This window comes from Streptosporangium sp. NPDC050284 (genome assembly GCF_044459525.1).
Taxonomy (GTDB): Bacteria; Actinomycetota; Actinomycetes; order Streptosporangiales; family Streptosporangiaceae; genus Streptosporangium.
Genome location: NZ_JBITIZ010000007.1, coordinates 224,057 through 250,558 on the forward strand (window position 1 = coordinate 224,057; position 26,502 = coordinate 250,558).

The 26,502-nt window shown below is 68.7% G+C and carries 19 protein-coding genes; 8 read left to right on the forward strand and 11 right to left on the reverse strand.

Going from position 1 to position 26,502, the window contains the following annotated elements; translation table 11 throughout:
* Positions 1–210 precede the first annotated feature (210 nt).
* From ACIBH4_RS18515 to ACIBH4_RS18535, 5 genes are all read right to left on the reverse strand, one after another.
* On the reverse strand, positions 211–948 hold the full coding sequence (locus ACIBH4_RS18515) for a GntR family transcriptional regulator (RefSeq protein ID WP_362769086.1): 738 nt from the start codon (positions 946–948) through the stop codon (positions 211–213).
* Between the two features lie 267 nt (positions 949–1,215).
* Complete coding sequence (locus ACIBH4_RS18520) at positions 1,216–1,344, reverse strand: hypothetical protein (RefSeq protein ID WP_362504496.1); 129 nt, start codon at positions 1,342–1,344, stop codon at positions 1,216–1,218.
* Between the two features lie 14 nt (positions 1,345–1,358).
* Positions 1,359–1,820 (reverse strand): hypothetical protein, encoded by a 462-nt coding sequence (locus ACIBH4_RS18525; RefSeq protein ID WP_362504499.1) that lies wholly within the window; start codon positions 1,818–1,820, stop codon positions 1,359–1,361.
* An 84-nt stretch (positions 1,821–1,904) separates the two neighbouring features.
* Positions 1,905–2,711: a hypothetical protein gene (locus tag ACIBH4_RS18530; protein WP_362769089.1), complete on the reverse strand. Its 807-nt coding sequence runs from the start codon at positions 2,709–2,711 to the stop codon at positions 1,905–1,907.
* Between the two features lie 238 nt (positions 2,712–2,949).
* Positions 2,950–3,453, reverse strand: a complete 504-nt coding sequence (locus tag ACIBH4_RS18535; RefSeq protein WP_362769092.1) for an Imm26 family immunity protein — start codon at positions 3,451–3,453, stop codon at positions 2,950–2,952.
* A gap of 935 nt (positions 3,454–4,388) precedes the next feature.
* Between ACIBH4_RS18535 and ACIBH4_RS18540 the strand changes: the two genes are divergently transcribed.
* A complete protein-coding gene (locus ACIBH4_RS18540; protein ID WP_362504507.1) occupies positions 4,389–4,814 on the forward strand; it encodes a cellulose binding domain-containing protein in 426 nt (141 codons plus the stop codon).
* 41 nt (positions 4,815–4,855) lie between these two features.
* Here the strand turns inward: ACIBH4_RS18540 and ACIBH4_RS18545 are convergent, their stop codons facing one another.
* Positions 4,856–5,059: a hypothetical protein gene (locus ACIBH4_RS18545; protein ID WP_362504510.1), complete on the reverse strand. Its 204-nt coding sequence runs from the start codon at positions 5,057–5,059 to the stop codon at positions 4,856–4,858.
* 73 nt (positions 5,060–5,132) lie between these two features.
* Complete coding sequence (locus tag ACIBH4_RS18550) at positions 5,133–5,924, reverse strand: hypothetical protein (protein ID WP_362769095.1); 792 nt, start codon at positions 5,922–5,924, stop codon at positions 5,133–5,135.
* A gap of 162 nt (positions 5,925–6,086) precedes the next feature.
* On the opposite strand from ACIBH4_RS18550, the gene tnpA reads away from it, so the two are divergent.
* Together tnpA and ACIBH4_RS18560 are read left to right on the forward strand one after the other, a co-directional pair.
* The gene (tnpA, locus tag ACIBH4_RS18555; protein WP_362504516.1) at positions 6,087–6,512 is read left to right on the forward strand and encodes an IS200/IS605 family transposase; all 426 of its coding nucleotides are present in this window, start codon (positions 6,087–6,089) and stop codon (positions 6,510–6,512) included.
* Positions 6,505–7,689 (forward strand): transposase, encoded by a 1,185-nt coding sequence (locus tag ACIBH4_RS18560; protein WP_362769097.1) that lies wholly within the window; start codon positions 6,505–6,507, stop codon positions 7,687–7,689. Before tnpA ends, ACIBH4_RS18560 begins: the two co-directional genes overlap by 8 nt.
* A 275-nt stretch (positions 7,690–7,964) precedes the next feature.
* Here the strand turns inward: ACIBH4_RS18560 and ACIBH4_RS18565 are convergent, their stop codons facing one another.
* Together ACIBH4_RS18565 and mscL are read right to left on the reverse strand one after the other, a co-directional pair.
* The gene (locus tag ACIBH4_RS18565) at positions 7,965–11,033 is read right to left on the reverse strand and encodes a BTAD domain-containing putative transcriptional regulator (protein ID WP_362769100.1); all 3,069 of its coding nucleotides are present in this window, start codon (positions 11,031–11,033) and stop codon (positions 7,965–7,967) included.
* Positions 11,034–11,162: 129 nt separating this feature from the next.
* A complete protein-coding gene (gene mscL, locus ACIBH4_RS18570; RefSeq protein WP_362504524.1) occupies positions 11,163–11,591 on the reverse strand; it encodes a large conductance mechanosensitive channel protein MscL in 429 nt (142 codons plus the stop codon).
* 180 nt (positions 11,592–11,771) lie between these two features.
* On the opposite strand from mscL, the gene ACIBH4_RS18575 reads away from it, so the two are divergent.
* From ACIBH4_RS18575 to treZ, 4 genes are all read left to right on the forward strand, one after another.
* Entirely contained in the window at positions 11,772–15,149 is a 3,378-nt protein-coding gene (locus ACIBH4_RS18575; RefSeq protein WP_362769103.1) for a BTAD domain-containing putative transcriptional regulator, read from the forward strand.
* 290 nt (positions 15,150–15,439) lie between these two features.
* A complete protein-coding gene (gene glgX, locus ACIBH4_RS18580; RefSeq protein WP_362504528.1) occupies positions 15,440–17,545 on the forward strand; it encodes a glycogen debranching protein GlgX in 2,106 nt (701 codons plus the stop codon).
* Entirely contained in the window at positions 17,538–20,129 is a 2,592-nt protein-coding gene (treY, locus tag ACIBH4_RS18585) for a malto-oligosyltrehalose synthase (RefSeq protein WP_362769106.1), read from the forward strand. Before glgX ends, treY begins: the two co-directional genes overlap by 8 nt.
* 3 nt (positions 20,130–20,132) lie before the next feature.
* Complete coding sequence (gene treZ / locus ACIBH4_RS18590) at positions 20,133–21,869, forward strand: malto-oligosyltrehalose trehalohydrolase (RefSeq protein ID WP_362504534.1); 1,737 nt, start codon at positions 20,133–20,135, stop codon at positions 21,867–21,869.
* 53 nt (positions 21,870–21,922) lie between these two features.
* Here treZ and ACIBH4_RS18595 read toward each other — a convergent pair whose 3' ends face one another.
* Positions 21,923–23,527: a DUF1722 domain-containing protein gene (locus tag ACIBH4_RS18595; RefSeq protein ID WP_362504537.1), complete on the reverse strand. Its 1,605-nt coding sequence runs from the start codon at positions 23,525–23,527 to the stop codon at positions 21,923–21,925.
* A 396-nt stretch (positions 23,528–23,923) separates the two neighbouring features.
* Positions 23,924–24,874 (reverse strand): MerR family transcriptional regulator, encoded by a 951-nt coding sequence (locus ACIBH4_RS18600; protein WP_362504540.1) that lies wholly within the window; start codon positions 24,872–24,874, stop codon positions 23,924–23,926.
* A gap of 135 nt (positions 24,875–25,009) precedes the next feature.
* Between ACIBH4_RS18600 and ACIBH4_RS18605 the strand changes: the two genes are divergently transcribed.
* Positions 25,010–26,329, forward strand: a complete 1,320-nt coding sequence (locus tag ACIBH4_RS18605; protein WP_362769109.1) for a deoxyribodipyrimidine photo-lyase — start codon at positions 25,010–25,012, stop codon at positions 26,327–26,329.
* Positions 26,330–26,502 lie beyond the last annotated feature (173 nt).

Sequence of the window (26,502 nt, forward strand, 5' to 3'; positions counted from 1 at the left end):
ACCCTCGTCGTGGACACCGGTCTCATCGCGATCACCCTTGGCTGTCCGACGCAGTGGTTCTTCCACGATGTCGCGGGTTTCACCACTTATGTCGCGAGCATTCGGGCCTTGGATGTCACCCGTTGATTACCGCCGAGGTAGGGCGATCCCTGCAGAGGTCAGAACAAGGTGGATCGTCTTCTTGTCCAGCCACGCCATCCCGTTGAGGGGTTATTCCAGGGCGTAGTCGGCCGAGAGTTCGCGGCCGGGGCCGAGAAAGTCCACGGCGTACTCGGTCACCTCGTCGTGCTGGTCCCAGTAGAGGTTGGTCATGGTGAGTGCCGGTTGACCGCTTTCCATGCCGAGCGCCGGGGCGATGTCCTCAGGGACCGGCCTGATGGCGACGATGTCGCGCCGCCTGACGGCCCGTCGGCCCGCCCTGTCCTCGACCAGCCCGAAGGTCATTCTCGGGAGTGGTTCCGCGACCAGTAGCTCGGGCACCGCTTGGCCCAGCTCGCCCGGAAGCCATGAGGTGGACAGCGCCACGAGCCCTCTGTCGTCGTAGTAGGCGCGACGCCGTTGGACGACGGCAACTCCCTCTTTGATCTCCAGCGCGTCCGCGACCGCCTCGGGTGCCGGAACGAGACCGGCGCTCAAGATCTCAACTCGCTCGCCCTCGCGGTAGCCGCTCCCGTTCGCCCGCAGCATCTGGAGGCGATCGGAGCCCGACGTGATCTTCTTCGGCAGGTTGGCCAGGGTGCCGATCCCCGGAACCGACTCCGCGTAGCCTTCCGCCCTCAGCACGGCCGCGACCCTGGTGGCTGTCGCGGTGGAGACCCCCTCGTCACGCATGATCTCCCGCACCGAAGGAATCCGGTCGCCGGGCCGGATCTCCCCGCTCTTGATCCTGGCCTTGATCTGGGCGGCGATCCGCCTGTACGGAGCCATCGCCTGCGGGCTGTCAGCCATCATGAGACCCCTGTTCTAGTGCACTCTGAAGCAGTGATTGACTTTGCTGGTGCTCTAGAACACTATAGAGCTGCCACCGACCGACCTCCTCTGGCTCGGGGAGGGCGACACACGGAATCCCACGCCATAGTGCCCATGTGGCCGTGATCCCCCTCTCCTCGCGCCCGGAGAGGCCCGAGACACCCTGGAAACACCGGAAGATCCCGAAAATACGTAAAGCGTCCCGGCCGTCATGGGCCGGGGCGCCTCGAAAGACGATGGAGCCGCTCAGAGGCGCAGAGTGGTCAACGCGGTGCCGATTCGCTGGCCTTCCGAGAACAGGTGGGTCTTCAGAGTCTTGTTCAGCGGGCTCATCGCGACGGCGGTCAGCTTGACCCGGATGTTGTGGGCGTGCACGACCGAGCTTCACCTCAGAAGCATGAGGCGGAACCACTGTGACTGGCGGCCGCGCCTATCAAGTACCTACCGTTCTGGTCTTTATCTTTGTCCTGGAGAATATTCAGGAAAAGAAGTGCGGTGGTATCTCCAACTGGTTTGCTGAAGCACAATTTGCTGTCCTGGCTCTCAGGGCCCAATAGAGGGGCTTCGAAAGTCCAGCCATCGACGATAGCTGCATTTCTGTAGAAAGATAATAGACTGTCCTTGGAGCTCGAAAATCGATACGTTATCTCGGCGTATGCGTATCGATCGTCAGGCTCACATCCAGTTTGGATATCTTTTTCTGGAATTGCACCCAGAGGGCGATAATCAAAGATGTCCAACGACTTTAAAGCGGGAGCGAGGCGCTTGTCGGAGTTGGTGCATCCATATCCGAGTGGTCCCCAGAACATTAACCAAAAAATGCCCCCTCCCAACACGAGTAAAGTCGTCACAGCGGCAATGATGTAGTGGCGAAGTTTAGAGTACATATCTCTCGGAATGATTATTGTCGGGATTCCATATTGACGAATAAAGGACTATTTGCGTTTTTTCAATGTGGATTTGGCCGCTTCGGAAACCTCGTCGTTGGGATCTTGTTCAAGGGTCTCAAGTATGGAATTCGGCGTATCAGGCCAAACGGCAAGCCACCATCTGACATTGATGGATCGGTCGTGAGCCAGCAGGCGAAGGTCTTCTTCGGGAAGTTCTACGAACTTCAAGAGATTCGCGCGGACCAGTGCAGAAGGGTCGCGTGCCAGAGTGTGACGTTGTTCAGGTGTCGTCCTGGGGTTCTGTGCTGCTCCGGCACGGATTTTAGGGTCGACCAGTGCGGCAAGCACGTCAGGAAGAGCGGTGTGTGCCGCCAGCCCCTCCTTGACCTCACTTGACTGATCCTCCATGAGGAGATGGACGATTTCAGGCTCAAGGGTGTCGTACTCGGCCATGATCCGGCGGAGTACGCCGTCCGGAGGCGCGGTGATTTCCCGTTTCACATTGATGTCGGAGTTGGGATGGTCGGGAACCGACCAGCGAACAGATTTATGGGAGTCGTTTACGAGCTCGCGAAGGACGTCTGCCGGGCAGTTGCTGTTCTCAACGACAGATTGTCGCACCTTCAAGTCGGGATCACGGCAGAGGGTCCGGAGTAGGTCGGCAGAGTCTGGGCCCTCCCGCTTCGCGATGACCCGCCTCACGGCCGGGGACTCGTCTGCCACTAGAAAATCCATTATCTCGCGTGTGGCTTCGGGTGACCGCACTGCGGCAACGCGACTCTTTATTCGCTTATCTCTCGCAAGCTTCCATAAAATTTCTATGTCGTCGTGATCCCTGTAATTCGGATACATTTTTACTTCCAAGATCCGATGTGTCGTAGCAAGGAGTGGCCACCTGCGCGCAAACTCCGGCCAGCCGATCGTCGTCGTAGTGGTAGGCCCCCGTCAACGGCCCAGCACTTATCGGGTCACTGGAGACCGAGGTGACGTAAGCACCCGTCCAGGTGAACGACGGCGACCACCTGTGGCCGCCCGGCCCTTCCAAGATGCCGGGGCCGTGATACGTGGTAGGGAGCATGAACGACCAAAGTCAGTAATCCTCCGCTCCTTCGAGTGTGGACAATCCTAATGCTCTGCCGACTTCGCTACTGATGGCGGAATAGCTAGCGACACCGAACGTGCCACACGGAATCACCTTACCTTCTATTGGGCGTCGCATCTCATCTATGTACTTACCGAAAGGGAGATCCCAAAAGCAATGCTGTTTGAGGATGTCGCGCTCTCCGAGGGGGATGTTGGTAAGGGTTTGAAAGTATCCCATTGTCCACGGCCTACGGTTCGTGAAGAGTGGTGGTATTAGGAGTGGCCGTGTATCTATAGTTAGATGATCAATGGTGGCACTAGGGCTTTCGAATGCGTAGATATAAATCAAGCAAGCCGCGTCGGTCAGTGGATGATCTCGTGGCATGGATGGAATGATGACGCGTCCAAAAAAATTCCCACGACTTTTTATGGAAAGCGTGAACAGGTCGCCGGTGGCTAGGTGCTTGCGTGAGCTCTTCAGTGTCTCAAAATGAAGCTTCCCGTCGTTCATCCTTGAATCTTATTGCTCACAGGAGGTGTGGTGCCTTCCTGACCATTGACACGGGGGCGGACTGTGGCGCCTCAGCCCTGGACTGGGTCGTGCACGGAACGCTTCAGCTACGGCGACCCACCCTGAACGCGCCTTCAAAGACGCTTCAGCGACAGCGGGTCGCCAGGGCGGCCGGAAAGAAAGCAACTACGGCCCGCACCCCGCACGGCCGGAACACGTGCAGCGGAGGTGGGCGGGTGCTCCGGCCGGCTTAAAAAAAGCCCGCAACCACCACGCCCGAGCAGGCCGGAGGCCTGAAACACCAGAGCGCAACTGAGACGGCCGGCCGGAGCACCCGCCCACCGCAGCGGGCACAAAGAGCCACCCACCCGCTCGTATGCGAACACGAACAACCACAACGAGGTGATCTCAGCGACTTTTAGTGGCCCATCTCCGAACGTTGACCGGGTATCACGACCGGGTGACCAGCTCTCTTCAGGTCTGGTTTTCCCAGCAAGGTTGTGTGACGGCCCATTAGATGAGTCTGCCGTGCTCGAACTGGGTGAGGACGAGGGCGGTGCGGGTGATGTCGCCGATTTTGCCGGGGCCGGCGGTGATGCGCTGGAGTGTGCGCCGGCGGTCTTTGAGCGAGGATCTCGATTTCTTCGTCGATGGAGCGCTAGGCGGTGGCACGGAAGATCTTGTGGTCGCGGCCGAGTTTGGGGATGTCGGTCTCGCCTCGAAACCCATTTTCGGCCGTCGACGACCTCTCCCGATAAGCCCGTAATTCCATCATTCACGCCTCGGAAATCCCAGCTGTCGGAACTATTCCACTGAGATCATTTCATTGAATAGCTGAAACTTTCAGTGCCGTTGACGGTATTCGACGCCGACCGTATCGTTCGATCATCGCCTATGCGTGTCTTTCATCGCGCACTTCCTGACAGGAGAGGCCCATGACAGAACGGCGCGTCCGTCGGCGACGGCGCCTGATCATGTGGCTGGTGGCCGCCTTATTCGGCGCGTTCACCGTCGTCACACCGGCCAACGCCGCCACCACCTGCACGTTGACGTTCCAAGCCAATTACCGGGGGACCGTCGGCGGGCAGTACAGGTGGCAGGTCGATGCGCGGCTGACCAACACCGGCACGACACCGTCGACCGCCTGGGAGGCGGTCATCGACTTTCCCTTCTCGGCAGGCGCGGTCGTTCACCTGTTCTGGAACGTGAATAGGTTCTCGACGACCGTGTGGAGACCGGCGTCGTGGAACGGCGCCATCCTGCCGAACCAGTACGCGAACTTCGGGTTCGAGATCGACATGCCTATGACGACCACCTCGCCGCCTCTTCCCACTTCCAGTCAGTGCACCATCACCTATTGATGAAACGGGCGAGTCCATGGGGCTCGTCCGTTCGTCAGCTTTCAATTTGTCACGAGATCAGGAACTTCTCGTATTCTGCGACGACGTCCGCCCGGGCCATGAGGCTCGAAGGCCGCCGGCGCACACTCCAGCGCATCACCGCCGGCCCGGGCAAAATCGGCGACATCACCCGCACCGCCCTCGTCCTCACCCAATTCGAGCACGATCATCCAGCCGAAATTCGCTGAGATCAGCTCAATGAGCACCGAGAACAACCACATGGCACACCCGGAAGGCGCCTCAGGCCCCGGAAAATGGAACCACCCCACCAAAACGAAGTCAGACAAGCTTCCAGTCGTGGCGTTCCAGGAAGGCGCGCTCGCCGGTGGCGTACTCGGTGAAGGCCTCCTGGACCGCCTTCAGGTCCGGGACGTGCGTGCGGAACATCCGGTTCCTGACGCTGTCCTTGTACTCAAGCTCGTAGCCCGAGATCTCCGGCGAGCTCTGGACGAAGTGCTCGCCGAAGACGACGAGGGCAGTGAAAGGGTTCTGCGGGGACATGGTCGCGAGCGCGTCGGAGATGAGCTGGAGGTCCGGGGAGACCACGATCATCCCGTCGCCGGTGCGCATCTCCATGGTCGGGTAGACGCCTCGCGGAGACAGGTTGTGCACCAGGCCGCGCTGCGGGTCGTAGCAGACCAGCCCGCACTCGGTGGCCAGGGCGAAGACCTCGGAGGACACATCGTCGGCACGCTCCGGGTCCATGCTGACCAGGATGTGGTCGGGGGAGAGCCACTCGGCCCCGGGCAGCCGGTCGGCGAAGGCCGCCAGTCCCGGGTACGGCTCGGTGTCGTCGTCCCGCGCTCCGGGCCGGGGACCCGCGTCATGAAGCCCTCCGACGGGAGTCGTTTCGGCGCCATGGGGCTCCCCGGTGGGAGTCGCCCAGGCGTCATGAAGCTCCCCAGCGGAAGCAGCCCAGGCGGAATAAGGCTCCCCGGCGGGAGTCGTCCCGGCGTTGTCCTGCTCCCCGTGCTGATCTGGGTCCCCGTGGCGGAGGGCCAGGAAGATGTTTTCCGCGTGCTCCCTGGTGATCGGTTTGGGCTCGTACCAGACGGCCAGCTCGAAACTCACGGTTCCATCAGATCCTTCCGAGGGGGCCGTCGCCTTCAGGCGTCGGGGGAATCGGGAGGGGGAGGGTTGTCAAGGCCAGAGCGTGCCCTGGCCGGTCAGGTCTGCGCATGAGAGTTCTCCGATCGTCGCACGCTGGATGGGTGGCGTCGTGATAATCATTGTGTGACTCCTCAGGTGCGGACCTCTCCCGGTGCGGCGTATGACCTTGGGTACCACGTGGTGTGGTACCCGAAGGACCGCCGCCCCGTTCTGGGTGGCCGCATCAAAGACCGCCTTGAGGAGTTGATCCGCGCCAAGGCCGACGAGTACGGCGGGGAGGTCGTGGCGCGTGGGGTGACGGCCGACCACGTGCACGTGGTCGGCAAGCCGTCCCCGAAGAGTTCTCCGTCGTGTGTGGTCGGCCGGTTCGAGGGCTTCACCTCCCGTCACCTGCGCGCCGGGGGTGCGTGCCCGCGCTCGTGGTTGCCCATGCTGTGGTCGCGGTCGTGCTTTGTGGCCATGGTCGGCGCGGTGTCCGCCCAGACGGTGCGGCGCTGCATCGCGACGCGGCACGAGCGTGTCCCCCAGAGCTGGAGGGCTCGTGCGTAGGTCGTTCACGTTCCTGCTGCGCCCCACGAGTAAACAGGCCGCCGCGCTGACGGCATGCCTGGACGATCATCGCGCCCTGTACAACGCCGCGCTGGAGCACCGCCGCACCGCCTACGCCAAGGCGGGCGTGAGCATCCGCTACGGCGACCAGTCCGCCGACCTGAAACACATCCGCGCCGACGACGTAGACGGTCAGGGCCGGTGGTCGTTCTCCTCCCAGCAGGCCACCCTGCGCCGCCTGGACAAGGCGTTCGCGGCGTTCTTCACCCGCGTCAAGACCGGGCGCACCCCGGGTTTCCCTCGCTTCAAGGGCAACGGCCGGTTCGACACCGTCGAATGGCCCAAAGACGGCGACGGCTGCCGGTGGGACTCCCAGCCCGAACACCCCACCGCGATCTACGTCCGTCTCCAGGGCGTCGGCCACGTCCGCGTTCACCGGCACCGGCCGGTGCGCGGCACCGTCAAGACGATCGGCGTGAAACGGGAAGGCTTGCGCTGGTATGTGATCTTGTCGTGTGACGACGTGCCCGCCGAGGCGCTGCCCGCCACTGGTGCCTCCGTCGGGATCGACCTGGGGGTGGCCTCGCTGGTCACCACCAGCGGCGGCGAGCACCTGGCGAACCCGCGCCACCTCGCCGCGTCCGCCGACTGCTTCGCCACCGCTCAGCGGGACCTCGCCCGTAAGAAACGCGGCTCTGCGCGGCGGCGCAAGGCGGTGGCCCGCGTCGCCGCCCTGCATGCCAAGGTCCGGCGTCAACGCCTGGACGGTGCGCACAAGGCCGCCCTCGCGCTGGTCCGCGGCTACGACGTCATCGTCTGTGAGGACCTGCGGATCGCGAACATGACCCGCTCGGCGTCGGGCACGCTCCAGGCGCCCGGCACCAACGTCGCGCAGAAAGCCGGACTGAACCGCAGCATCCTGGACGCGGGTTGGGGGGTGTTCCTGACGATCCTGTCGCACAAGGCTGAAAGCGCCGGTCGAGAGCTGATCGCGGTGAACCCCGCCAACACCTCCCGCACCTGTGCCCGATGCGGGCACTGCGCGAAGGAGAACCGCGTCACCCAAGCCGAGTTCGCCTGTACGGCGTGCGGGCACACCGCGCACGCCGACGTGAACGCGGCGACCAACATCCTCAGGGCAGGGCTTGCCCTTCGCGACGTCGCGCAAGCGGCTTAACGAGAAGCCGCTCCCTTCAGGGAGCGGAGGAGTCACTGTCCTCCGGGTGCCTCTCCGGAAGGGAAAGGGCCGGACCGATCGGGTGATCGGCCCGGAGGACACGCTGATGGCCGGGTGCTCACGACACGAGGGAAGGGTCAGCCCCTGTGTGACCCCGACGAGAATGATCCCGCTCATTCTCGTACGGATCGTGAAGTTTCAGATGGCCACGAAATCTCCTGCCACCAGGACCCTACGGAGCCACTGCATATTTCCCGCATATGCCAAAAGGCTGATCAGGGACAGCCGGTGATCCAGGAATGGCGCCCGAGGAGTTCGGCCAGATCGTCCGCCTTCGCCCTGTCCCCGATGAGGGTGAAGAGTTCGTGGGACTCGCGCCAGCATTTCAGGGCCTTCTCACCGTGGCCGGTCGCCACGTGGGCGAGGCCGAGGCTGCGGAGCGCGCCCGCCAGGTATGTCGTCCAGCTGCGGGTGCGCCACAGCGCCACGGACTCGGTGAGGCGTTCGACCGCTCGCGCGTGGTCGCCGTCGGCGCGGTCGAGGTCGCCCAGGATCCAGAGGGCGTCGGCGAGGTGGTGGGTGAGGTTGTAGCGGCGGCTGAGCTCCTCCACGGTGTCGGCGGTGGGCCGGGCCCGCTCGTCGCCGTCGCCGTTGTAGAGCTTCGCCAGCGTGACCAGGGTCATCGTCTCGGAGGCCGGGTCCCTCGCCATCCGGGACATGACGAGCGAGCGGTTGAGACACCGTTCCGCGGGTTCGAACTGGCCGGTCTCGACGTACGCGAGGCCGAGGAACTGCAGGCATGTCGCCTCGAAGCGGGGGTTTCCCAGCGTTTCCGCCACCTGCAACGCGCTCACCAGGTGCGGGATCGCCGAGAGGACGTCCCGCTGGCCGTGCGTGATGCCGAGGGCGAGGTGGGCGCGCGCCCGGCCGCCGAGGTGGTCGGTCTCCTCGGCGAGGCGCAGCGCCGTCTCCGCAGCCTCCACGGCGGGTTCGACGAATCCCTGCGCGGCCAGGCCCCAGGCGCACATCACGTGGGCGTCCGACAGCCCGCGCAGCTCGCCGGCCTCGGCGAACATCTCGGCGAGCCGGACGGCGTTGGTGTGCAGCGCGACCATCGCGCCGCCCTCGTGCTCGACGCCGGTCCAGGTGGTCACGTCGAGCAGTCCGCGCAGCATGACGGCCTCGCCGAGCAGGTTTCCCGCCGTACGGCAGGCGAGCATGGCCCGTTCGTTGAGGCGCCGGCACTCGGAGAAGAAGCCGTGGGAGTCGAAGTAGCGTTCGAGGCATCCCGCGAGGTCCCAGGCGAAGTCGTCGAGTGCCAAAGCGCAGGCCTGCTCGACGAGACCGGCGAGTGCGGTCCGTTCGGCGTTGAACCAGGCGAGGGGGTCGCGCAGGAGGGACGCGGCGATCTCCCCGGGCAGTGCCCGGCGCGGTGCGGGGCCGTGGAGTACGGCGTAGCAGGCGCCGTGGACGTGCTCCATGGCCTGTTCGGCCAGCCAGAGCCACGCGCCGAACGCCCGGGTCGTCGCGCGCAGCAGCTCGGCGGGCTCCTCCTCGGCCTCCGCGCGCTCGCGGGCGTACAGCCGGACGAGGTCGTGGAAGCGGTAGCGGGCCTGTCCGGTGGCGTCGATCCCGGAGATGGTGGCGAGCTGCGCGTCCACCAGGAACTCCAGGTATGTCTGCCCCTCCTCGTCAGGGCAGTCGAGCAGGGTGGCAGGGACCCAGCTCGCGAAGCCGGGCACGTCGAGCAGGCCGAGCAGCCGGAAGGCGCGCCGCGCGTTCTCCGGGAGACCGACGTAGCTTTGGGCGAGGCTCGCCCTGACCGCGCGGTCGCCGACGGTCAGCTGGTCGAGGCGCCCGCGCTCGTCGCCGAGCCGCCCCACGAGCCAGGCGATGCTCTGCCGGGGGCGGGCGGCGAGCCGCGCGCCCGCGACGCGTACGGCGAGCGGGATGCGGTCACACAGCCAGACGAGCTCGGTGGCGGCGGGGAGCTGTGCGGCGACGCGGTCGTGCCCGATCATCCGCGAGAGCAGGTCCACGGCCTCCTGGGTGCTCAGGACATCCAGCTCGACCGGTCGTACGCCTTCCAGGCCGGAGAGTCTCGCGCGGCTCGTGACGATCACGGCACAGCCGGACGCGCCGGGGAGCAGGGGTCTGACCTGCTGCTCGGAGGCCGCGTTGTCGAGGACGATGAGGACCTTCTCGCGGGCGAGGCGGCTGCGGTACAGCGCGGCGCGTGCCTCGACGGACTCGGGGATGCTCGACCCGGGCACCCCCAGTGCGACGAGGAACCGTCCGAGCACGTGGCCGGGGTGCGCCTGCTCCTCCTCGTGCGCGCCCTGCAGGTCGACGTAGAGCTGCCCTCCGGGAAACCTGTCCGCGATCCGGTGCGCCACGTGCAGCGCCAGCGTCGTCTTGCCGATGCCGCCCATTCCGGTGATGACCGAGACGGTCGTCGTGGAGCACTCCTCCAGCCGGGCGACGAGCTCGCTGACCTGCTCGTCACGCCCCGCGAAGTCGGCGATGTTCATCGGCAGCTCCGCGGGAGGATCGCGCGACTCGGGCAGGCCCTGTCCGGTTTCCGACCGGTCGTCCTGCGTGTGCTCGGGGGTCGCCCACTCCCCGGCCAGGATCAGCCGGTGGAGGTCGCGGAGCCGTTCCCCGGGCTCGACGCCGAGCTCCTCGTTCAGCAGGCGCCGGGTGTCGGCGTACACCGTGAGCGCCTCGGCGCTCCGGCCGGCGCGGGCGAGTGCCAGGATGAGGTGCGCCCGCAGGCGCTCACGGAGCGGGTGCGTGTTCACGTGGCCGGTGAGTTCGGCGACGAGCTCCGGCTGGAACCTCACCGTGAGGTCGGCCTCGACGCGGTTCTCCAGGGTGGTGAGCCGCAGCTCCTCCAGGCGCGCCGCCTCGCCCGACAGGTCCTCGACGAACCGCAGGTCGGCGTACGCGGGACCGCGCCACAGCCGCAGGGCCCGGTGGAGGATGTCGGCGGCCTCGTGGTGGTCGCCGTGCAGGAACGCGTTGCGGCCCTCCGCCGCCAGCGACTGGAATCGATGGACGTCCAGCTCGCCGGGGTGCACGACCAGCAGGTAGCCGCCGTGCCGGCGCAGGATCCGGTCGCCGCCCAGGGACTGGCGAATGCGGGAGGCGTACAGGCGCAGGTTGCTGGAGGCGGTCTTCGGCGGCTGCTCGCTCCAGAGCGCGTCCACGAGCAGGTCGTCGGGCACGGACCTGTTGGCGTGGTGAAGCAGCACCGCGAGCAGGGCCCTCTGTTTGCGTCCGCCCAGGGGAAGCGCCTGGTGGTCGGCGCGCACTTCGACCGGCCCCAGGACGGAGAAGTCCATACCACTCCCCTGGAAGACTTCGCAGTGGCCAAGTTTGCCCGACCTTCCACTGCCCGTCAATGATCATTGAGGACCCCGGGCCCCGAGGGCGCCCGGGTGCCGGGGCGGGATGCGGGCGTCGCGGCCGGGTTACGCCGGCGGCTTGTCGGCGGCGGCGACCCGCGACAGTTCCACGGTGCAGAACGCGCAGCGCTTGGCCTCGATCGGAATGTCGCTCAGGCACTCCGGACATTCCTTCTCGGTGGCCTTCTTGTTCCTGTCGAAGAAGGCGACCAGCCGGGTCATGGGCATCACGACGAACCAGTAGATGACCGCGGCGATGATCATGAAGCTCAGCAGGTGGTTGATGAAGTCGCCGTACATGAACTTCGAGCCGTTGATCGTGAACACGTACTGCGAGAAGTCCGGCTCCCTGCCACCCGTGATCGCCCCGATCAGCGGCGTGATGAGGTCCTTGACCAGGGCCTGCACCAGCCCGCTGAAGGTCGCCCCGATCACGACCGCCACGGCGAGCTCGACGAGGTTTCCCCTCATCAGGAACTTCTTGAATCCGCCCATCACATGTCCTTCAGTCGTGAGGACGGTCGCTTTGCCCCCTGCCGGCGGCCAAACTTCCGTCTTTTCCAGGGTTTTCTCCGGAGAGGAGAATACCTGGAAGCCCGCGCGCAGCCGTACCGGCCGAATAGGGCAGTGAGGGTGAAAGGTTACTATCAGCGCATTCGCGAGCGAGGTGGCCGGATGGACTTTCGTGTGCTGGGCCCCGTCGGGGCGTTCACCGACGAAGGGGTGGCGCTGGACATCGGCCCCTACCAGCAGCGTCTGGTGCTGGCCATGTGCGTCCTCGCCGTCCCGCGGCCGGTCGGTCCGCAGCGGATGATCGACGCGCTCTGGGAGGGCGATCCCCCTCCCGGGGCGCTCAACACCGTGCAGGCGTACGTCTCCAAGCTCCGCCGCGTCTTCGAGCCGGGCAGGACGAGGAACGTTCCCCCGACGGTTCTGGTCAGCAAACCGGGAGGCTACGTACTGGACGTCCCCGGCGGCGCGATCGACCTGGGCAGGGTGCGAGAGCGGCTGGCCGAGGGCAGGAGCCTGGGGGCCGGGGGCGACCACGAGGGAGCGGTCGGGCAGCTGCGGTCGGCGTTGGGGGAGTGGAGCGGGGAGCCGCTCGCGGACCTCTCCGGCACCTCCTGGGCGGTGGAGGAGAGCGCACACCTGGCCGAGTTGCGGCTCACGATCGAGGAGGATCTGGCCGAGGCGGAACTCGCGCTCGGCCGGGGGGCGACGCTGACGGGCGGACTCGCCCATCTGATCGGCGCCCATCCCTTCAGGGAACGGCTGCGCGTGCTCGCCGCCCACGCGCTCTACCAGGCGGGACGGCAGGCCGACGCGCTCGGTGTGCTCGCCGAGGGACGCCGGCTGCTGATGGAGGACATGGGGCTGGACCCCGATCCCCGGTCGCGGGAGATGGAACGGCGCATCCTCGGCCAGGATCCCGAGCTGAGGCCCCGCCTCGTGGCGAGCACGGGCCAGGCGGTGGCGGTTGCGGAGAAGGCGGCGAAGGGGGAGGGCGCCGGGCTGGTGGGCCGGGACGCCGAGGCCGAGGTGCTGGAGCGGGCGGTCGCCGGTGCGGGGCATCGGGTGGTGCTGCTCGCCGGGGAGCCCGGTATCGGCAAGACCAGCCTGGCCGAGCACGCCGCGGAGGCCGCGCGGGCGCGGGACCACCGGGTGGTGTGGGGGCGCTGCTGGAGCGGTAGCGGCGCGCCGCCCTTCTGGCCCTGGACGCAGGCCGTGCAGGACCTGGTCGGCAGGGACGGCGAGCTGGCGCGGCTGGCCGGAGCCGGGCAGGCCGGCGCGGGGCAGGCCGGGCAGTTCGCGTTGTACGAGGCGTTCGCCCGGCTGCTGAACGAGCACGGCCGGGTCCTGGTGGTCCTCGACGACCTCCAGTGGGCGGACACCTCGTCGCTGCGGCTGCTGGAGTTCCTCGCCTCCACCAGGCTCTGTCCCGAGTTGACCGTCGTGGCCACGTACCGCGACACCGACGTACGCCCCGGCGAACCGCTGGAGCACACCCTCGGCGCGCTGCTGCGGCTGCCGCACGTGCGGCGGCTGCTGCTGCGCGGCCTGGCCGAGGAGGAGATCCGCGAGTATCTGGGACGGGCGGGCGCCGACCCGGACCTGGCCGCGGAGATGGACAGGCTGACCGCGGGCAACCCGTTCTTCCTGGGGGAGGTGCTGCAACTCGGGGAGACCCCCGAGGCGCTGTCGGACGTCGTGCGCGGCCGGATGGCCGGTCTGCCGCCGGGTACCGAGGAGGTGCTGACCGTCGCGGCGCTGCTCGGCAGGGAGGCGGCGACCGACATCCTGACGCGCGTGGCGGAGCTGCCGGAGGAGCGGGTCCTCGACATCGTCGACGCCGCCGTGGGGGCCCGGTTGCTGGTGGAGGGGGACGGGCCGAGCTGCCGGTTCGTTCACGACATCGTCCGCGACGTGCTGCGCGAGGCACTGCCGCCCCTGCGCCGCAGGAAGCTGCACGCGCGGATCGCGGGGGTGCTGGAGGAGCGCAGCGGGACGCGCCTCACCGAGATCGCCCACCACTACCGCGAGGGCCTGCTGAACTCCCGGATGGCGGGCAGGGCGATCGGCTACACCCGGCGCGCGGCGGCCCAGGCGACCGCGCAGTTCGCCCACGAGGACGCGGTGGAGAACCTGGAGAGGGCGATCGGGATGATCGACCGGCTGCCGGAGCCTGACGACGCGCTCCGCTGCGACCTCCTGCTCGACCTGGCCGAGGCGCAGGCCGCGGCGGGGATGAGCGCCGCGGCCCACGTCTCCCTGGAGGCCGCCGCGGAGATCGCCGAACGGTTCGGCGACGACAACCGGCTGGCCAGGGCGGTCCTGGGGTTCTCCGACCCGATCTCTTCCGCCATGTACGAGGAGATGACCGGCATCGCCCGGCTGGCCGAGCGCATCGACAGGGTCCTCGCCTCCGACCTGGCAGGGGACTCGCCATGGCGGGCGCGACTGCTCGCCGCCGCCGCGCTGACCGGCTCCACCGTACGGCCCGTCGAGCGGAGCGCGGAGATGGCGGAGGAGGCGGTGCGGATGGCCCGCCTCACCGGTGACGAACGAACCCTGTCCAGGACGCTGATCGCCCTGCAGATCCTGCTGCGCTCCGGCCACGACCACGGGCGTCGCGAGGCGGTCGCCCGCGAGATCGCGGAGATCGGTCGCCGCGGCGGGGACCTGGTCGTCGAGTGGATCGGCAGGGAGAACGAGTACGTCGAGCTGAACGCGAGTGGGGACAGTGGGGACACGGAGCGGGCCGTGGAGCTGCTCGCCTGGCTGCGGGAGACCGCGGAGCGGCTCAGACTTCCCTCGATGATCAGCCTGGCCGCCTGGCAGACCGCGGTCCACGCCTACCTGTCCGGACGCTTCGACGACGCGCTCGCCGCGGCCGACGCGTCCGGTGCGGCCCACCCCGAGGGGGCGCTGGGCCGGGACGACGCGTCGTTGCGGCGGGAGATGTTCCGCTTTCTGGCCCTGCGAGCGGTGGACAAGGGCCACGGGCCGGCTCGGCCGCACGAGGGGGGTGAGGGGCACGGGGCGGACAGGAGTCACGGGCCGGGCGGGGCTCACGAGGTGGGCAAGGACCGCGATCAGGGCAGGGCGGGTGAGGCGCTCGCGCTGGCCGACGCGATGCTTGCCCGGCGCCCCGGCCAGAAGCCCTGGCGCGTCCTGCGCTGCCTGGCCCTGATCGACCTGAGCCGCACGGCCGAGGCGCGCGACACCTTCGCCGAGCTCTCCCGCGACGGGTTCGCGGAGATAGGTCCCGAACTGGCCTACCGGTTCGTCCCCGACGCGGTCAGCGAGGTCTGCGCGGCGCTGGGCGACGAGGCGGCGGGGAGGATCCTGTACGGCAGGCTCGCCCCGCACGCGGGCCGCTTGCTGGGCTGGTCCCTGACCGACCTGTGCCTGGCCAGGCTCGCCCTGCTCGGTGGTGACGAGGACCGGGCGAAGGCCCACCTGCGGGCGGCCGAGGCGTTCGCCGCCGGGGCGGGGGCACGCGTCTACGAGCCCGCGATCCGCGCGCTGGGCGAGAGGCTCCGCTCGGCGTGACGCCTCGCGGTCCGGCTCGCAGGGCCGGTACGTTTCGCCCGTGACGAGCGGGTTAGGTGGTGAAGGTGCGAGGAGGTTCACGGCCGGGGCAGGATCACCGTCACAGGAATGGGAATGTGCGCATGGCCACGCGAACATGGGGCATATCTCTCCACCGCCGAAAGGCGGTGCGTTGACATCCTCTCCACCGGCCGAGTCCGCTCATACTTTCGAGAGAAACCGCAGTACGGCGATGCGCCGTGTTCCCTCCCCCGCCTGAAGGCGGGGGTCACCACGCTCAAGAGGGACTGATGATCGAGATCTGGCCGGGTGACCCTTATCCCCTCGGGGCCACTTACGACGGCGCGGGAACCAACTTCGCGCTCTACACCGAGGCCGCCGAACGCGTCGAGTTGTGCCTGTTCGATGAGGAGAACAAGGAGACCAGGGTCACCCTCACCGAGTGTGAGGGCTTCGTCTGGCACGGATATCTGCCGGGCGTCGGCCCGGGACAGCGGTACGGCTACCGTGTGCACGGCCCCTACGACCCGCCGAGAGGGCAGCGGTGCAACCCCGCCAAGCTCCTCCTCGACCCGTACGCCAAAGCGGTCGAAGGGGATGTGAAATGGGACGAGGCGGTGTACGGCTACCGCTTCGGCGATCCCGACAGCCGCAACGACGCCGACTCGGCCGACTTCGTGCCGCGCTCCATCGTGATCAACCCGTTCTTCGGGTGGGGGCACGACCGGCCGCCGAGCACCCCGTACCACAACACGGTGATCTACGAGGCGCACGTCAAGGGCCTGACGATCAACCACCCGAAGATCCCCGAGCGGATCCGCGGCACGTACGCCGCGATCGGCCACCCGGAGATCATCGATCACCTGACCGCCCTCGGGGTGACGGCGATCGAGCTCATGCCGGTGCACCAGTTCGTCACCGACCACGTCCTCAGCGAGCGGGGCCTGACGAACTACTGGGGCTACAACAGCATCGGGTTCTTCGCGCCGCACAACGCCTATTCGAGCACCGGGCAGCGCGGCGGGCAGGTGCTGGAGTTCAAGGCCATGGTCAAGGCCCTGCACGAGGCGAACATCGAGGTCATCCTCGACGTGGTCTACAACCACACGGCCGAGGGCAACCACCTGGGTCCGACGCTGAGCATGCGCGGCATCGACAACGCCGACTACTACCGCCTGGTCGACAACGACAAGCGGTACTACATGGACACCACGGGCACCGGCAACAGCCTGTTCATGCGCTCCCCGCACGTGCTTCAGATGATCATGGACTCGCTCCGCTACTGGGTGATCGAGATGCACGTGGACGGCTTCAGGTTCGACCTGGCCTCCACGCTCGCACGTGAGCTGCACGAGGTCGACCGGCTGAGCGCCTTCTTCGACCTGGTCCAGCAGGACCCGGTGTTGTCGCAGGTCAAGCTGATCGCCGAGCCGTGGGACGTCGGGCCGGGTGGCTACCAGGTGGGCAACTTCCCCGCCCGGTGGACCGAGTGGAACGGCATGTACCGCGACACGATCCGCGATCTGTGGCGGGGCGAGCCCGCCGCGCTGCCCGAGTTCGCCTCCCGGCTGACCGGCTCCAGCGACCTCTACCAGGACGACAGCCGCCGCCCCGCCGCTTCCATCAACTTCGTCACCTGCCACGACGGGTTCAGCCTGCAGGACCTCGTCTCCTACAACCACAAGCACAACGAGGCCAACGGCGAGGACAACAGGGACGGCGCCGACGACAACCGCTCCTGGAACTGCGGCGAGGAGGGACCCGCCTCGCTCGCGATCGAGTCCCTGCGCGAGCAGCAGAAACGCAACTTCCTGACCACGCTGTTCCTGTCCCAGGGCGTTCCGATGATCTCCCACGGCGACGAGTTGGGCCGCACCCAGCGGGGCAACAACAACGTGTACTGCCAGGACAACGAGCTGAGCTGGGTCGACTGGTCCGACATCAGGGAGAACTGGCTGCTGCTCGAGTTCACCCGGCGGCTCGCCAAGCTCCGCGCCGACCACCCGGTGTTCCGCCGGCGCCGGTTCTTCTACGGGCGGCCCGTACGCGGTTCCGAGGAGAACCTCAGCGACATCGCCTGGCTCACTCCGAGAGGGGAGAAGATGACCGACGCGGACTGGAACGTGGGGTACGCCAAGTCGCTCGCCGTCTTCCTGAACGGCGACGCCATCACCGAGCCGGACCGCCGGGGCCGGCAGATCGTCGACGACTCGTTCCTGCTGCTGTTCAACGCCCATCACGACGTCATCAAGTTCACGCTTCCGAAGGACTACGGCGAGATGTGGCTGACGGAGATCGACACGGCGATGCCGATCACGGTCGACACCCGGGTCTGCCGGGCCGGAGAGAGCGTGCCGGTGGTCGGCCGCTCGGTGAGGGTGCTGCGCCGTGTCTGAGCCGATGACCCAGCCCGTCCCCGAGCCCGGCCCCCTGGAGCCCGTGCCCGGGACCGTCCCCCCGGGGTCCGTCCCGGAGCCGGTGCCTGAGCCCGCTCTGCCGCCGGACCCCCTGCCGGACCCGCTGCCCGAGCCGGTGCCTGAGCCCGCTCTGCCGCCGGATCCGCTGCCCGATGTCCTGCCCGGTTCCGTACCGCCGCAGGTCGCCCATGACGAGATCCTCGCGGGCGGCGCCCTCGGGACCGGGACCGGTGGGGACGTGACCGACCCCTTCGAGCTCCCCGAGGAGGTGCCCGCGCCCCCGCCGTCGCCCGGCTCGTACGAGGTTCCGGTCTCGACCTACCGCTTCCAGCTCACCCCCGACTTCGGGTTCGACAAGGTGGCCGAGCTCGCGCCGTACCTGCGGGATCTGGGAGTGAGCCACGTCTACCTGTCACCGATCCTGCAGGCGGTGCCGGAGTCGCGGCACGGCTACGACGTGACCGACCACTCGCGCGTACGCGAGGAGTTCGGCGGCGTCGAGGGTCTGCGGGAGCTGTCGGCGACCATGGCCCTGCACGGGATCGGCATCGTCGTCGACATCGTGCCCAACCACATGACGATCCCGGTGCCCGAGTCGGGCAACGCGCAGCTGTGGTCGGTGCTCAAGGAAGGGCCGGGCTCGCCGTACGCGGCGTGGTTCGACATCGACTGGTCCGTCGAGGAGGGCGACGGCACCGACGGTGGCGGCGCCGACGGCAAGGTGAACATGCCGGTGCTCGGCGACGAGGGCGAGACGGTGGCCGACGGCGACGTGCTGCGCTACCACGACCACGAGTTCCCGCTGCCCGACACGTACTACCGGCTGGTCGACTGGCGGCGCGGTCCCGGCTACCGCCGGTTCTTCGACGTGTCCTCGCTGATCGGGGTGCGGGTCGAGGACCCCGAGGTGTTCGACGCCACGCACGCCGTCATCCTCTCGCTGGTGGAGGAGGGGGTGATCCAGGGGCTGCGGGTGGACCACCCCGACGGGCTCGCCGAGCCGCGCGGCTACCTGTCGCGGCTGCGCGAGAGGTCAGGCGTGTGGACCGTGGCGGAGAAGATCCTGGTCGGCTCCGAGCGGCTGCCCGCCGACTGGGAGTGCGACGGCACCACCGGCTACGAAACGCTCAACCGGATCACCGGCCTGTTCGTCGACCCGGCGGGCAGGGAGCCGCTGGTCGAGCTGTTCACCAGGCAGACCGGGGTCGGCGACGACTACGCGGCGGTGGTCCGCGAGTCCAAGGCGGAGGTCCTGGACCTGTTCTTCGGCGCCGAGATCGACCGGCTGCACGCCGTCGTCGGCTCCGACCGCCGGACGTTGGTGGAGTTGCTCGCCGCGATGCCGGTCTACCGGGCCTACGCGGTGCCGGGCGAGCCGGTGCCCGAGGTCTCGACGAGGATCGTCGAGGAGGCGGGGCGGGTCGCCGCCGGGCGGCTGCCCGAGGGTGCCCCTGTGGCGGAGGTCGTCGAGCGGGTCCTGACCGGGCCCGCCGACGCGATCACCCGCTTCCAGCAGACCTGCGGCCCCGTGATGGCCAAGGGGGTCGAGGACACCGCCCTCTACCGCTGGTACCCCCTGTCCTGCCTGAACGAGGTGGGCGGCGAGCCCGACCGCTTCGGCGGGTCCGTCGAGGAGTTCCACGCGTTCTGCCGGGAGATGTCACCGGGCACGATGACGACGCTCTCCACGCACGACACCAAGCGTTCCGAGGACGTACGGGCCAGGCTCGCCGTGCTGTCCGAGATGCCGGAGGAGTGGGCGGCCGCGGTCGGCGAGTGGTCCTCGAAGGTCTCCTTCGACCCGGCCCTCGACTATCTGGCCTGGCAGAACCTGATGGCCTCCTGGCCGATCGGACCCGACAGGTTCTTCGAGTACCTGTTCAAGGCGGCCCGCGAGGCCAAGACCTCGATCTCCTGGGCCACCCCCGACCCGGCCTACGAACGCGGCATCCGCGACTTCGTCGGCCGGGCCGTCGAGGAGTGCGGGGCGTCGGTCGCGGAGTTCGCCGCGAGGATCGAGCCGTACGCCAGGTCCAACTCGCTCGGGCAGAAGCTCGTCCAGCTCATGCTGCCCGGCGTGCCCGACCTGTACTGGGGCAACGAGATCACCGACTTCTCCCTGGTCGACCCGGACAACCGGCGCCCGGTCGACTTCCAGCTGCGCCGCCGGATGCTCTCGGCGGCCCAGGCCCACGCGAGCCAGGAACACCCGGACGAGCCTCACCCGAGCCCCGCCGCCACGGCCGGCCTCAGCTGGGACGAGGCCAAGCTGGCGATCACCGCCCGTGCCCTGGACCTGCGCCGGAGGCTGGACCCCGAGGCGCCGTACGTCCCGATCGAGGCCGGGGAGCACGCGATCGCCTTCGCGAGGGGGGAGCGGGCCGTGACGGTGGCCACCCGGCTGCCCGTCGGCCTGGAGCGGCGCGGCGGCTGGGGGAGCACCACGCTCACCCTGCCGCATGGCACGTGGCGGGACCTGCTGTCGAGTACCGAGTACACCGGCCGGATCCCGCTCGCTCACCTGCTCTCCGTTCACCCTGTCGCGCTTCTGGAAAGGGTCTGACCGATGTTCGAGGTATGGGCGCCGTCGGCGACGGCGGTTGACGTGGAGATCGGCGAGGTCCGCTACCCGATGTCGTCGGCGGGCGGCGGCTGGTGGGCGGTGGAGGTCCCCGGCGCGGGGCACGGCACCGACTACCGGTTCCGGCTGGACGGGGGCGAGGCGCTGCCGGACCCCAGGACGAGGTGGCAGCCCGAGGGGATCTTCGGGCCGAGCCGGGTCTACGACCACGGCCGCTTCGAGTGGGGCGACGCGCTGTGGCGGGGCCGTGACCTGCCGGGCGCGGTCATCTACGAGCTGCACATCGGCACCTTCACCCCCGAGGGCACCTTCGACGCGGCGATCGGCAAGCTGGAGCACCTGGCGGAGCTCGGCGTCGACTTCGTGGAGATCATGCCGGTGCCGCCGGTGCCCGGCGGGCGCAACTGGGGTTACGACGGCGTGGACCTGTGGGCCGTCACCGAGACCTACGGCGGCCCCGACGGGCTCAAGCGTTTCGTGGACGCCTGCCACCGGAGCGGGCTCGGCGTGATCCTCGACGTCGTCTACAACCACCTCGGCCCCTCGGGTAACTTCCTCGCCCCCTTCGGCCCGTACTTCCACTCCAGTGCCTCCTCCTTCTGGGGGCAGGCCGTGAACCTCGACGGCCCGGGCTCCGACGAGGTGCGCGCCTACTTCGTCGGCAACGCGCTGCAGTGGTTGCGCGACTACCACATCGACGGCCTGCGGCTGGACGCCGTGCACGCCCTGCACGACAACAGGGCCGTGCACCTGCTGGAGGAGATCGCCGTCGAGGCGGAGGCGCTGTCGGCGGCGGTGGGCAGGCCGCTCACACTCATCGCCGAGTCCGACCTCAACGACCCCCGGCTGATGACCCCCCGCGAGGCCGGGGGGTTCGGCCTCGCGGCGGCGTGGAACGACGACGTCCACCACGCCCTGCACGTGGCGGTGACCGGTGAGCGGCACGGCTACTACGACGACTTCCACGGCGCCCTGCCCAAGGTGCTGGCTCGCGCCTACTACCACGACGGGACCTACTCCTCCTTCAGGGGGCGCTCGCACGGCCGCCCGGCGTCACACGTGCCCGGTTACCGTTTCGTCTGCTGCGCGCAGAACCACGACCAGATCGGCAACCGGGCCGAGGGCGACCGGATGGAGCCCGAGGCGCTGCGGCTGGCCGCGGGGCTCCTGCTGACCTCGCCGTTCACGCCCATGCTGTTCATGGGGGAGGAGTGGGGGACGCGAGCGCCGTTCCTGTTCTTCACCGACCACGTCGAGCCGCAGCTGCGCGAGGGCGAGGGGGATCGGCGGCGGCGGGAGTTCGTCGGCTTCGGTTACGACGACTGGGCGGACAAGGCCCCCGATCCCGGTGAGGAGATGACGTTCCTGCGTTCCAAGCTCGACTGGAGCGAGCTGGACGACGACGCCCACCGGGCACATCTCGACTGGTACCGGGCACTGATCGCGCTGCGCCGCGCTCACCCGGAGCTGACGGACCCGAGGCTGGATCGGGTACGCGTCGATCACGGCGAGTCCTGGCTGGTCGTGCACAGGGGAGGGCTCAGGGTGGCGGCGAACCTCGGCCCGGTGGCGCTCACGGTGAGGCTTGGGACGGGCGGGGCCGCGCGATCAGGGCACGGTCACATCCTGCTCGCCTCCGACCCGTCGGCGACCGTGGAGGGGGAGGAGCTCTCCCTGCCTCCCCGATCCCTCGCGATCGTGCGGCTGGATCCGGCGCTCTGACCGGCCGGTGATCCCCTGGTCCGCGCCTGACCGTCACGGCCGCCGTCGCGGGGTCAGGCGGCCACGTGGTTGCGCAGCCGGAGATCCTCCGGGTACGGGGAGAAGTATGTCTGGTCCCGTACGTAGTCGGCGGCGAGGCTCTGGGCGTGGTGGCGGATCAGGGTCGCCGGGACGCTCAGCGCCACCTGCCCGGCCCGGTAGGAGGCGATGACCTCCGTCAGGTCGGCCCGGCGTGCCGGGTCGAGCGCGTCGCCCACCATTCCCACGCAGTGCTGCAGGACGTTGACGTGCCGGCCGATGCTCGCCTTGGTGGCGAACGCCGTGTCGAAGACGCGGGTGTAGTCGGCGGCCAGTTCCTCGCGGGGCCGCGTGCCCGCGCCGGCCACCAGCCGGCCCGCCTCCCTGAAGGCGACGGGGTCGTGGGCGAGTAGCTGCATCTTGTGCCGGGCGTGGAAGGACACCAGGTCGCGAGGGCGCCAGTCGCTCTCCAGCAGGGCGCGGAGCCGGGCGTGGGCGAAGATCCGTTCTACGAAGTTCTCGCGGAGCAGGGCGTCGTTGAGCCGCCCCTCGTCCTCGACGGGCAGCAGTGGATGGGCGTCGAGGACCACGCCCGCGAACACCCCCCTGCCCTTGCGGCCCACGGTCGTGCCACCCGCGTGGACGGGGATGCCGTGCACCCCGCAGCTGGGGCTCTTGGACTTGAGGATGTAGCCGTCCACCTCCAGCAGGGTGGGAACCCGCTCGGCGGCGAGGGCGGTCATCCTCTCGGTGAGGTCCACCCGGCTCTTCCTGGTGACCAGCCGTATGCCGTCCGGTGAGAGCTCCAGACGCAGCGTCTCGCGCGGGCTGCCGAGGCCGATCTCCATCTCCGGGCAGATGTGCACCCACTCGACGTGTTTGTCCAGTTCGTTGTTGAGGAACCGGTTGCGGCTGTGTCCGCCGTCGAACCGGACCGGCTCGCCCATCAGGCAGCTGGACACCGCGACCCTCGGTTTGACGGCCCGTCGGCCCGCCTCGCCGGTTCCGTCCATCTTGCCCATCTTGCCCACGTTGTCCACCTTGTCCAGCGCGCTCGAACCGCTCGCGCCACGCACGGCGGACACTTTCTCCCGGTGTGGTTCGGCGCCCCGGTCGCGCGTCGTGACCGTGCCGAGGATGCCGGACAGGCGGCGCAGGCCGCGTGCCGTACGGGCCTTGATCGTGCCGAGCGGGATGCTCAGCTTCTCGGAGATCTCCTGCTGGGTCAGGTCGTCGTAGTAGGCCAGCTCGATCGCCTGGCGCTGCGGCTCGGGCAGCCTGGCGAGAGCCCGCCGCACCTGGTCGCGCTCCGCCAGCTGCTCACCGTCGGCCCGGCCGTCGTCGCCGACGGGGTCCGCGATCACATCCAGCGGCACCGTTTGGAAGGTGCGTATCCGCAGCTGGTCGACCGCGCGCTTGTGGGCGATCCCGAGCATCCAGGCGGGGAGGCTGCGTTCGGGGTCGAAGCGGTGCCGGGAACGCCAGACCTCCGCGAACACGATCTGCTGAAGATCCTCCACATCCTGCGGCCGAACGAATCGCCGCAGGTAGGAGCGGACGAGAGGCCCGTGGGTGCGGAAGCACTCGGTCAGGGCCGCCTCGTCGCCCTCGGCGAACCGGGTGTTCAGGTGGTCTGTCATGATGCCTCCCTTGCCTCAATAACCTATTCAAAACTTATTCATAGTCGCTAGATGGCGGTGATCGCAAGTGGGGGCAGGGAGATATCCGCAGGTCCGACGGGTCTGGCGGGGAGTTCGGTGAGGAGAAGGACGACACGGCGCGACCGGGGGAGGAAGGCGGGACATCCCCGAAAGGCGGCCCCGCGCGGCAGGAGGAGGCGACGTGGGACGGTCAGGAGAGGGTGGGCCGAGGAGCCGGAGGGCGGGCACGACGTCCCGTCGGCGATCAAGATCTCTGATCACCGGTGAGGGCACGATCCGACCCTGGGACCCAAGGTCCAGGGGAGGGGAGCGTTCCCTCAGCAGCGGCTACCGGGCACCGGGTCTGCCCGAACAGCGGGGAACCGGTGACTCCCGTCAGGCGAGGGCCGCGGCGGTGACGCGGGTGAGCGCGTCCTGGAACGACGTGACGCGGGGGACGGACGCGGGCAGGCCGTCCCACCAGCCGGGGCCGCCCGCGACGACCAGGCTCGACGGGCGGAGCGTGGGCAGAGAGGCGAGGGGGGCGGGGTCGCCGGTCTCGGGCTGCTGGGACCAGACGAAGACCACCGAGGGGCGCAGCCGCCGCATCGCGTCCGCCAGCGCCGGGTACGGGGTCCTGGCGCCCAGCACCCTGGTCTCCACGCGGTGGTCGGTGGTGAGCGCCGCGGCGAGCGCGTAGAGCGGCAGGCTGTGCAGGTCGTGCTCGGCGCAGGCGAGCAGGACGGGGCGGTCACCGGCCGGCCGGGCGGGGCGCTCGGTGAGAGGGATGAGCGCGGCGAGCAGCCGGTCGGAGAACAGATGCTCGATCTCGATGCTCGCCCCGCTCTCCAGCTGGCGCCTGCAGATCGTCTCGAAGACCGGCAAAACCAGGCACTCCCAGGTCCACCGCACGCCGTGTCTGGCCAGCGCCGCGCCGATCCACTCCTGGACGGCCCCGCTGTCCAGCGTCATCGTCGCCCGCGTCAGCATCGCCACCGTCGGCACGCCCGGCGGCCGCGTCGCAGTGAGGGGCGAGATCTTTTCGCGGGCGGGCCGCCCGGACTCCCACTCCGCCGGAGGCGGCGGGACGGTCTCGATCTTCAGGACCTCCCGTGCCGCGTCGGAGGCGGGCACCCCGCTCCTGATGAGCCGGTTCATCTCCTCCAGGCGCCACAGGTCGCGGGCGTCGTAGCGGCGGTGCCCCCCCGGGCTCCGGCGGCTCGGGCCCACGCCGTAGCGTAGGTTCCAGGTCCGCAGTGTGGGGGCGGGCACTCCGAGGCGTCGTGCTACGGCCCCGATGCCGTAGCTCGGTTCCTCGACGATCGCCACCTGACGCTGCTCATCCATCTCGTCCCATTTTAAGCCTGCTATCTGCCGTACCAGCCTGACAGGCGACGCGAGCGGTTGCTCCATGAACACTTATTCGATTTCCGGGCCCCTGGCGGATGCAACCAACGGAGTGTGACCGGCCGAAGGGGAATCGTGACCGATACTGTGATCGTTTTGTTCAGCCGTGATCTTCGGGTGCACGACCATCCGGCACTCGCCGCGGCGTGCGAGCACGCACGTCATGTCGTCCCCCTCTTCGTCGCGGACCCCTCCGTACCCGGGGGCGACCGCCGGGGATTTCTCGCCGAGTGCCTCGCCGATCTGAGCGAATCGCTCCGCGAGCGGGGTGGTGAGCTGGTCGTGCGCCGTGGTGATCCGATCGCCGAGACGATGCGCCTGGCGCGGGAGACGGGGGCACGGGCCGTCCACGTCAGCATGGACGTCAGCACCCTCGCGCGGCGCAGGCAGCGACGCCTGGCCGAGGAGTGCGAGCGCGCCAGGACGGCGTTCCACATGTTTCCCGGTTTGACGATCGTGCCCCCCGACGCGCTCAGGCCGTCGGGCGGAGGTGACCACTACCGGGTCTTCACGCCCTACTGGCGGGCCTGGGCCCGGCAGCCGCGCAGGGAGGTGCTCAAGGCCCCCGGTGTGGTGCGCGTTCCCGAGGGCGTGTGGGCCGGGAGGCTGCCCGAGCCGGGGCGCGAGTCGCACGAGCTGTTCGGGGGCGGTGAGACGGTCGGGCGCCGGAGGATGAGGCAGTGGCTGAAGCACTGCGTGGACGACTACGCCGACGGCCACGACGACATGGCGGGTAACCGCACCTCCAGGCTCAGCCCCTACCTGCGCTTCGGCTGCGTCTCGCCGCTGGAGCTGGAGGCGCTCGCGAGGGAGGCGGGAGGCACAGGAAAGGGCGGTGGGGGCGGCGAGGGTACTGAGGAGTTCGTCAGGCAGCTGTGCTGGCGCGACTTCTTCTACCAGGTGACGCGGGCCTTCCCGCGCATCAACCGCGACGACTACCGGCCACGCGGGCACGAGTGGCGCGACGACGACCACGCGGCGCAGGCGTGGAAGGAGGGCATGACCGGGGTTCCGATCGTGGACGCCGGGATGCGGCAGTTGCTCACCGAGGGATGGATGCACAACCGGGCCCGCATGATCGTGGGATCGTTCCTCGTCCGGCGGCTCGGTGTCGACTGGCGCGTCGGCGCCGACCACTTCTTCGATCTGCTGCTCGACGGCGATATCGCCAACAACTACGGCAACTGGCAATGGGTCGCCGGGACGGGCAACGACACCCGGCCCAACCGGCCCGTCAACCACATCCGGCAGGCCAAAAGGTACGACCCGGAGGGCGAGTACGTCCGCCGTCACGTCCCCGAGCTCGACACCGTGCCCACGAGGATGATCCACGAGCCCTGGAGGCTCCCCTCGGGCGTCCCGGGCTATCCGGCACCCCTGGTGTCCATGGACTGAGCCGGCCGGGTCGTCGCCCGCTAGAGGCGCACCCACCTCGCGACGGGGGCCCTCACGATGAGAAACCCCGGCGGGGGGGGGGGGGGGGGGGGGGGGGGGGGGGGGGGGGGGGCCGGGGGCCCCCCCCCGGGGGGGGGGGGGGGGGGGGGGCGGGGGGGGGCCGCGGCGGCGGG

What these genes read in the sequence shown, in the direction of transcription:
- ACIBH4_RS18515 (WP_362769086.1), bottom strand. Translation starts at nt 948, where the DNA reads ATGGCTGACAGCCCGCAGGCGATGGCTCCGTACAGGCGGATCGCCGCC.
- ACIBH4_RS18530 (WP_362769089.1), bottom strand. Translation starts at nt 2,711, where the DNA reads ATGTATCCGAATTACAGGGATCACGACGACATAGAAATTTTATGGAAG.
- ACIBH4_RS18535 (WP_362769092.1), bottom strand. Translation starts at nt 3,453, where the DNA reads ATGAACGACGGGAAGCTTCATTTTGAGACACTGAAGAGCTCACGCAAG.
- ACIBH4_RS18540 (WP_362504507.1), top strand. Translation starts at nt 4,389, where the DNA reads ATGACAGAACGGCGCGTCCGTCGGCGACGGCGCCTGATCATGTGGCTG.
- ACIBH4_RS18565 (WP_362769100.1), bottom strand. Translation starts at nt 11,033, where the DNA reads ATGGACTTCTCCGTCCTGGGGCCGGTCGAAGTGCGCGCCGACCACCAG.
- mscL (WP_362504524.1), bottom strand. Translation starts at nt 11,591, where the DNA reads ATGGGCGGATTCAAGAAGTTCCTGATGAGGGGAAACCTCGTCGAGCTC.
- ACIBH4_RS18575 (WP_362769103.1), top strand. Translation starts at nt 11,772, where the DNA reads ATGGACTTTCGTGTGCTGGGCCCCGTCGGGGCGTTCACCGACGAAGGG.
- glgX (WP_362504528.1), top strand. Translation starts at nt 15,440, where the DNA reads ATGATCGAGATCTGGCCGGGTGACCCTTATCCCCTCGGGGCCACTTAC.
- treZ (WP_362504534.1), top strand. Translation starts at nt 20,133, where the DNA reads ATGTTCGAGGTATGGGCGCCGTCGGCGACGGCGGTTGACGTGGAGATC.
- ACIBH4_RS18595 (WP_362504537.1), bottom strand. Translation starts at nt 23,527, where the DNA reads ATGACAGACCACCTGAACACCCGGTTCGCCGAGGGCGACGAGGCGGCC.
- ACIBH4_RS18600 (WP_362504540.1), bottom strand. Translation starts at nt 24,874, where the DNA reads ATGGATGAGCAGCGTCAGGTGGCGATCGTCGAGGAACCGAGCTACGGC.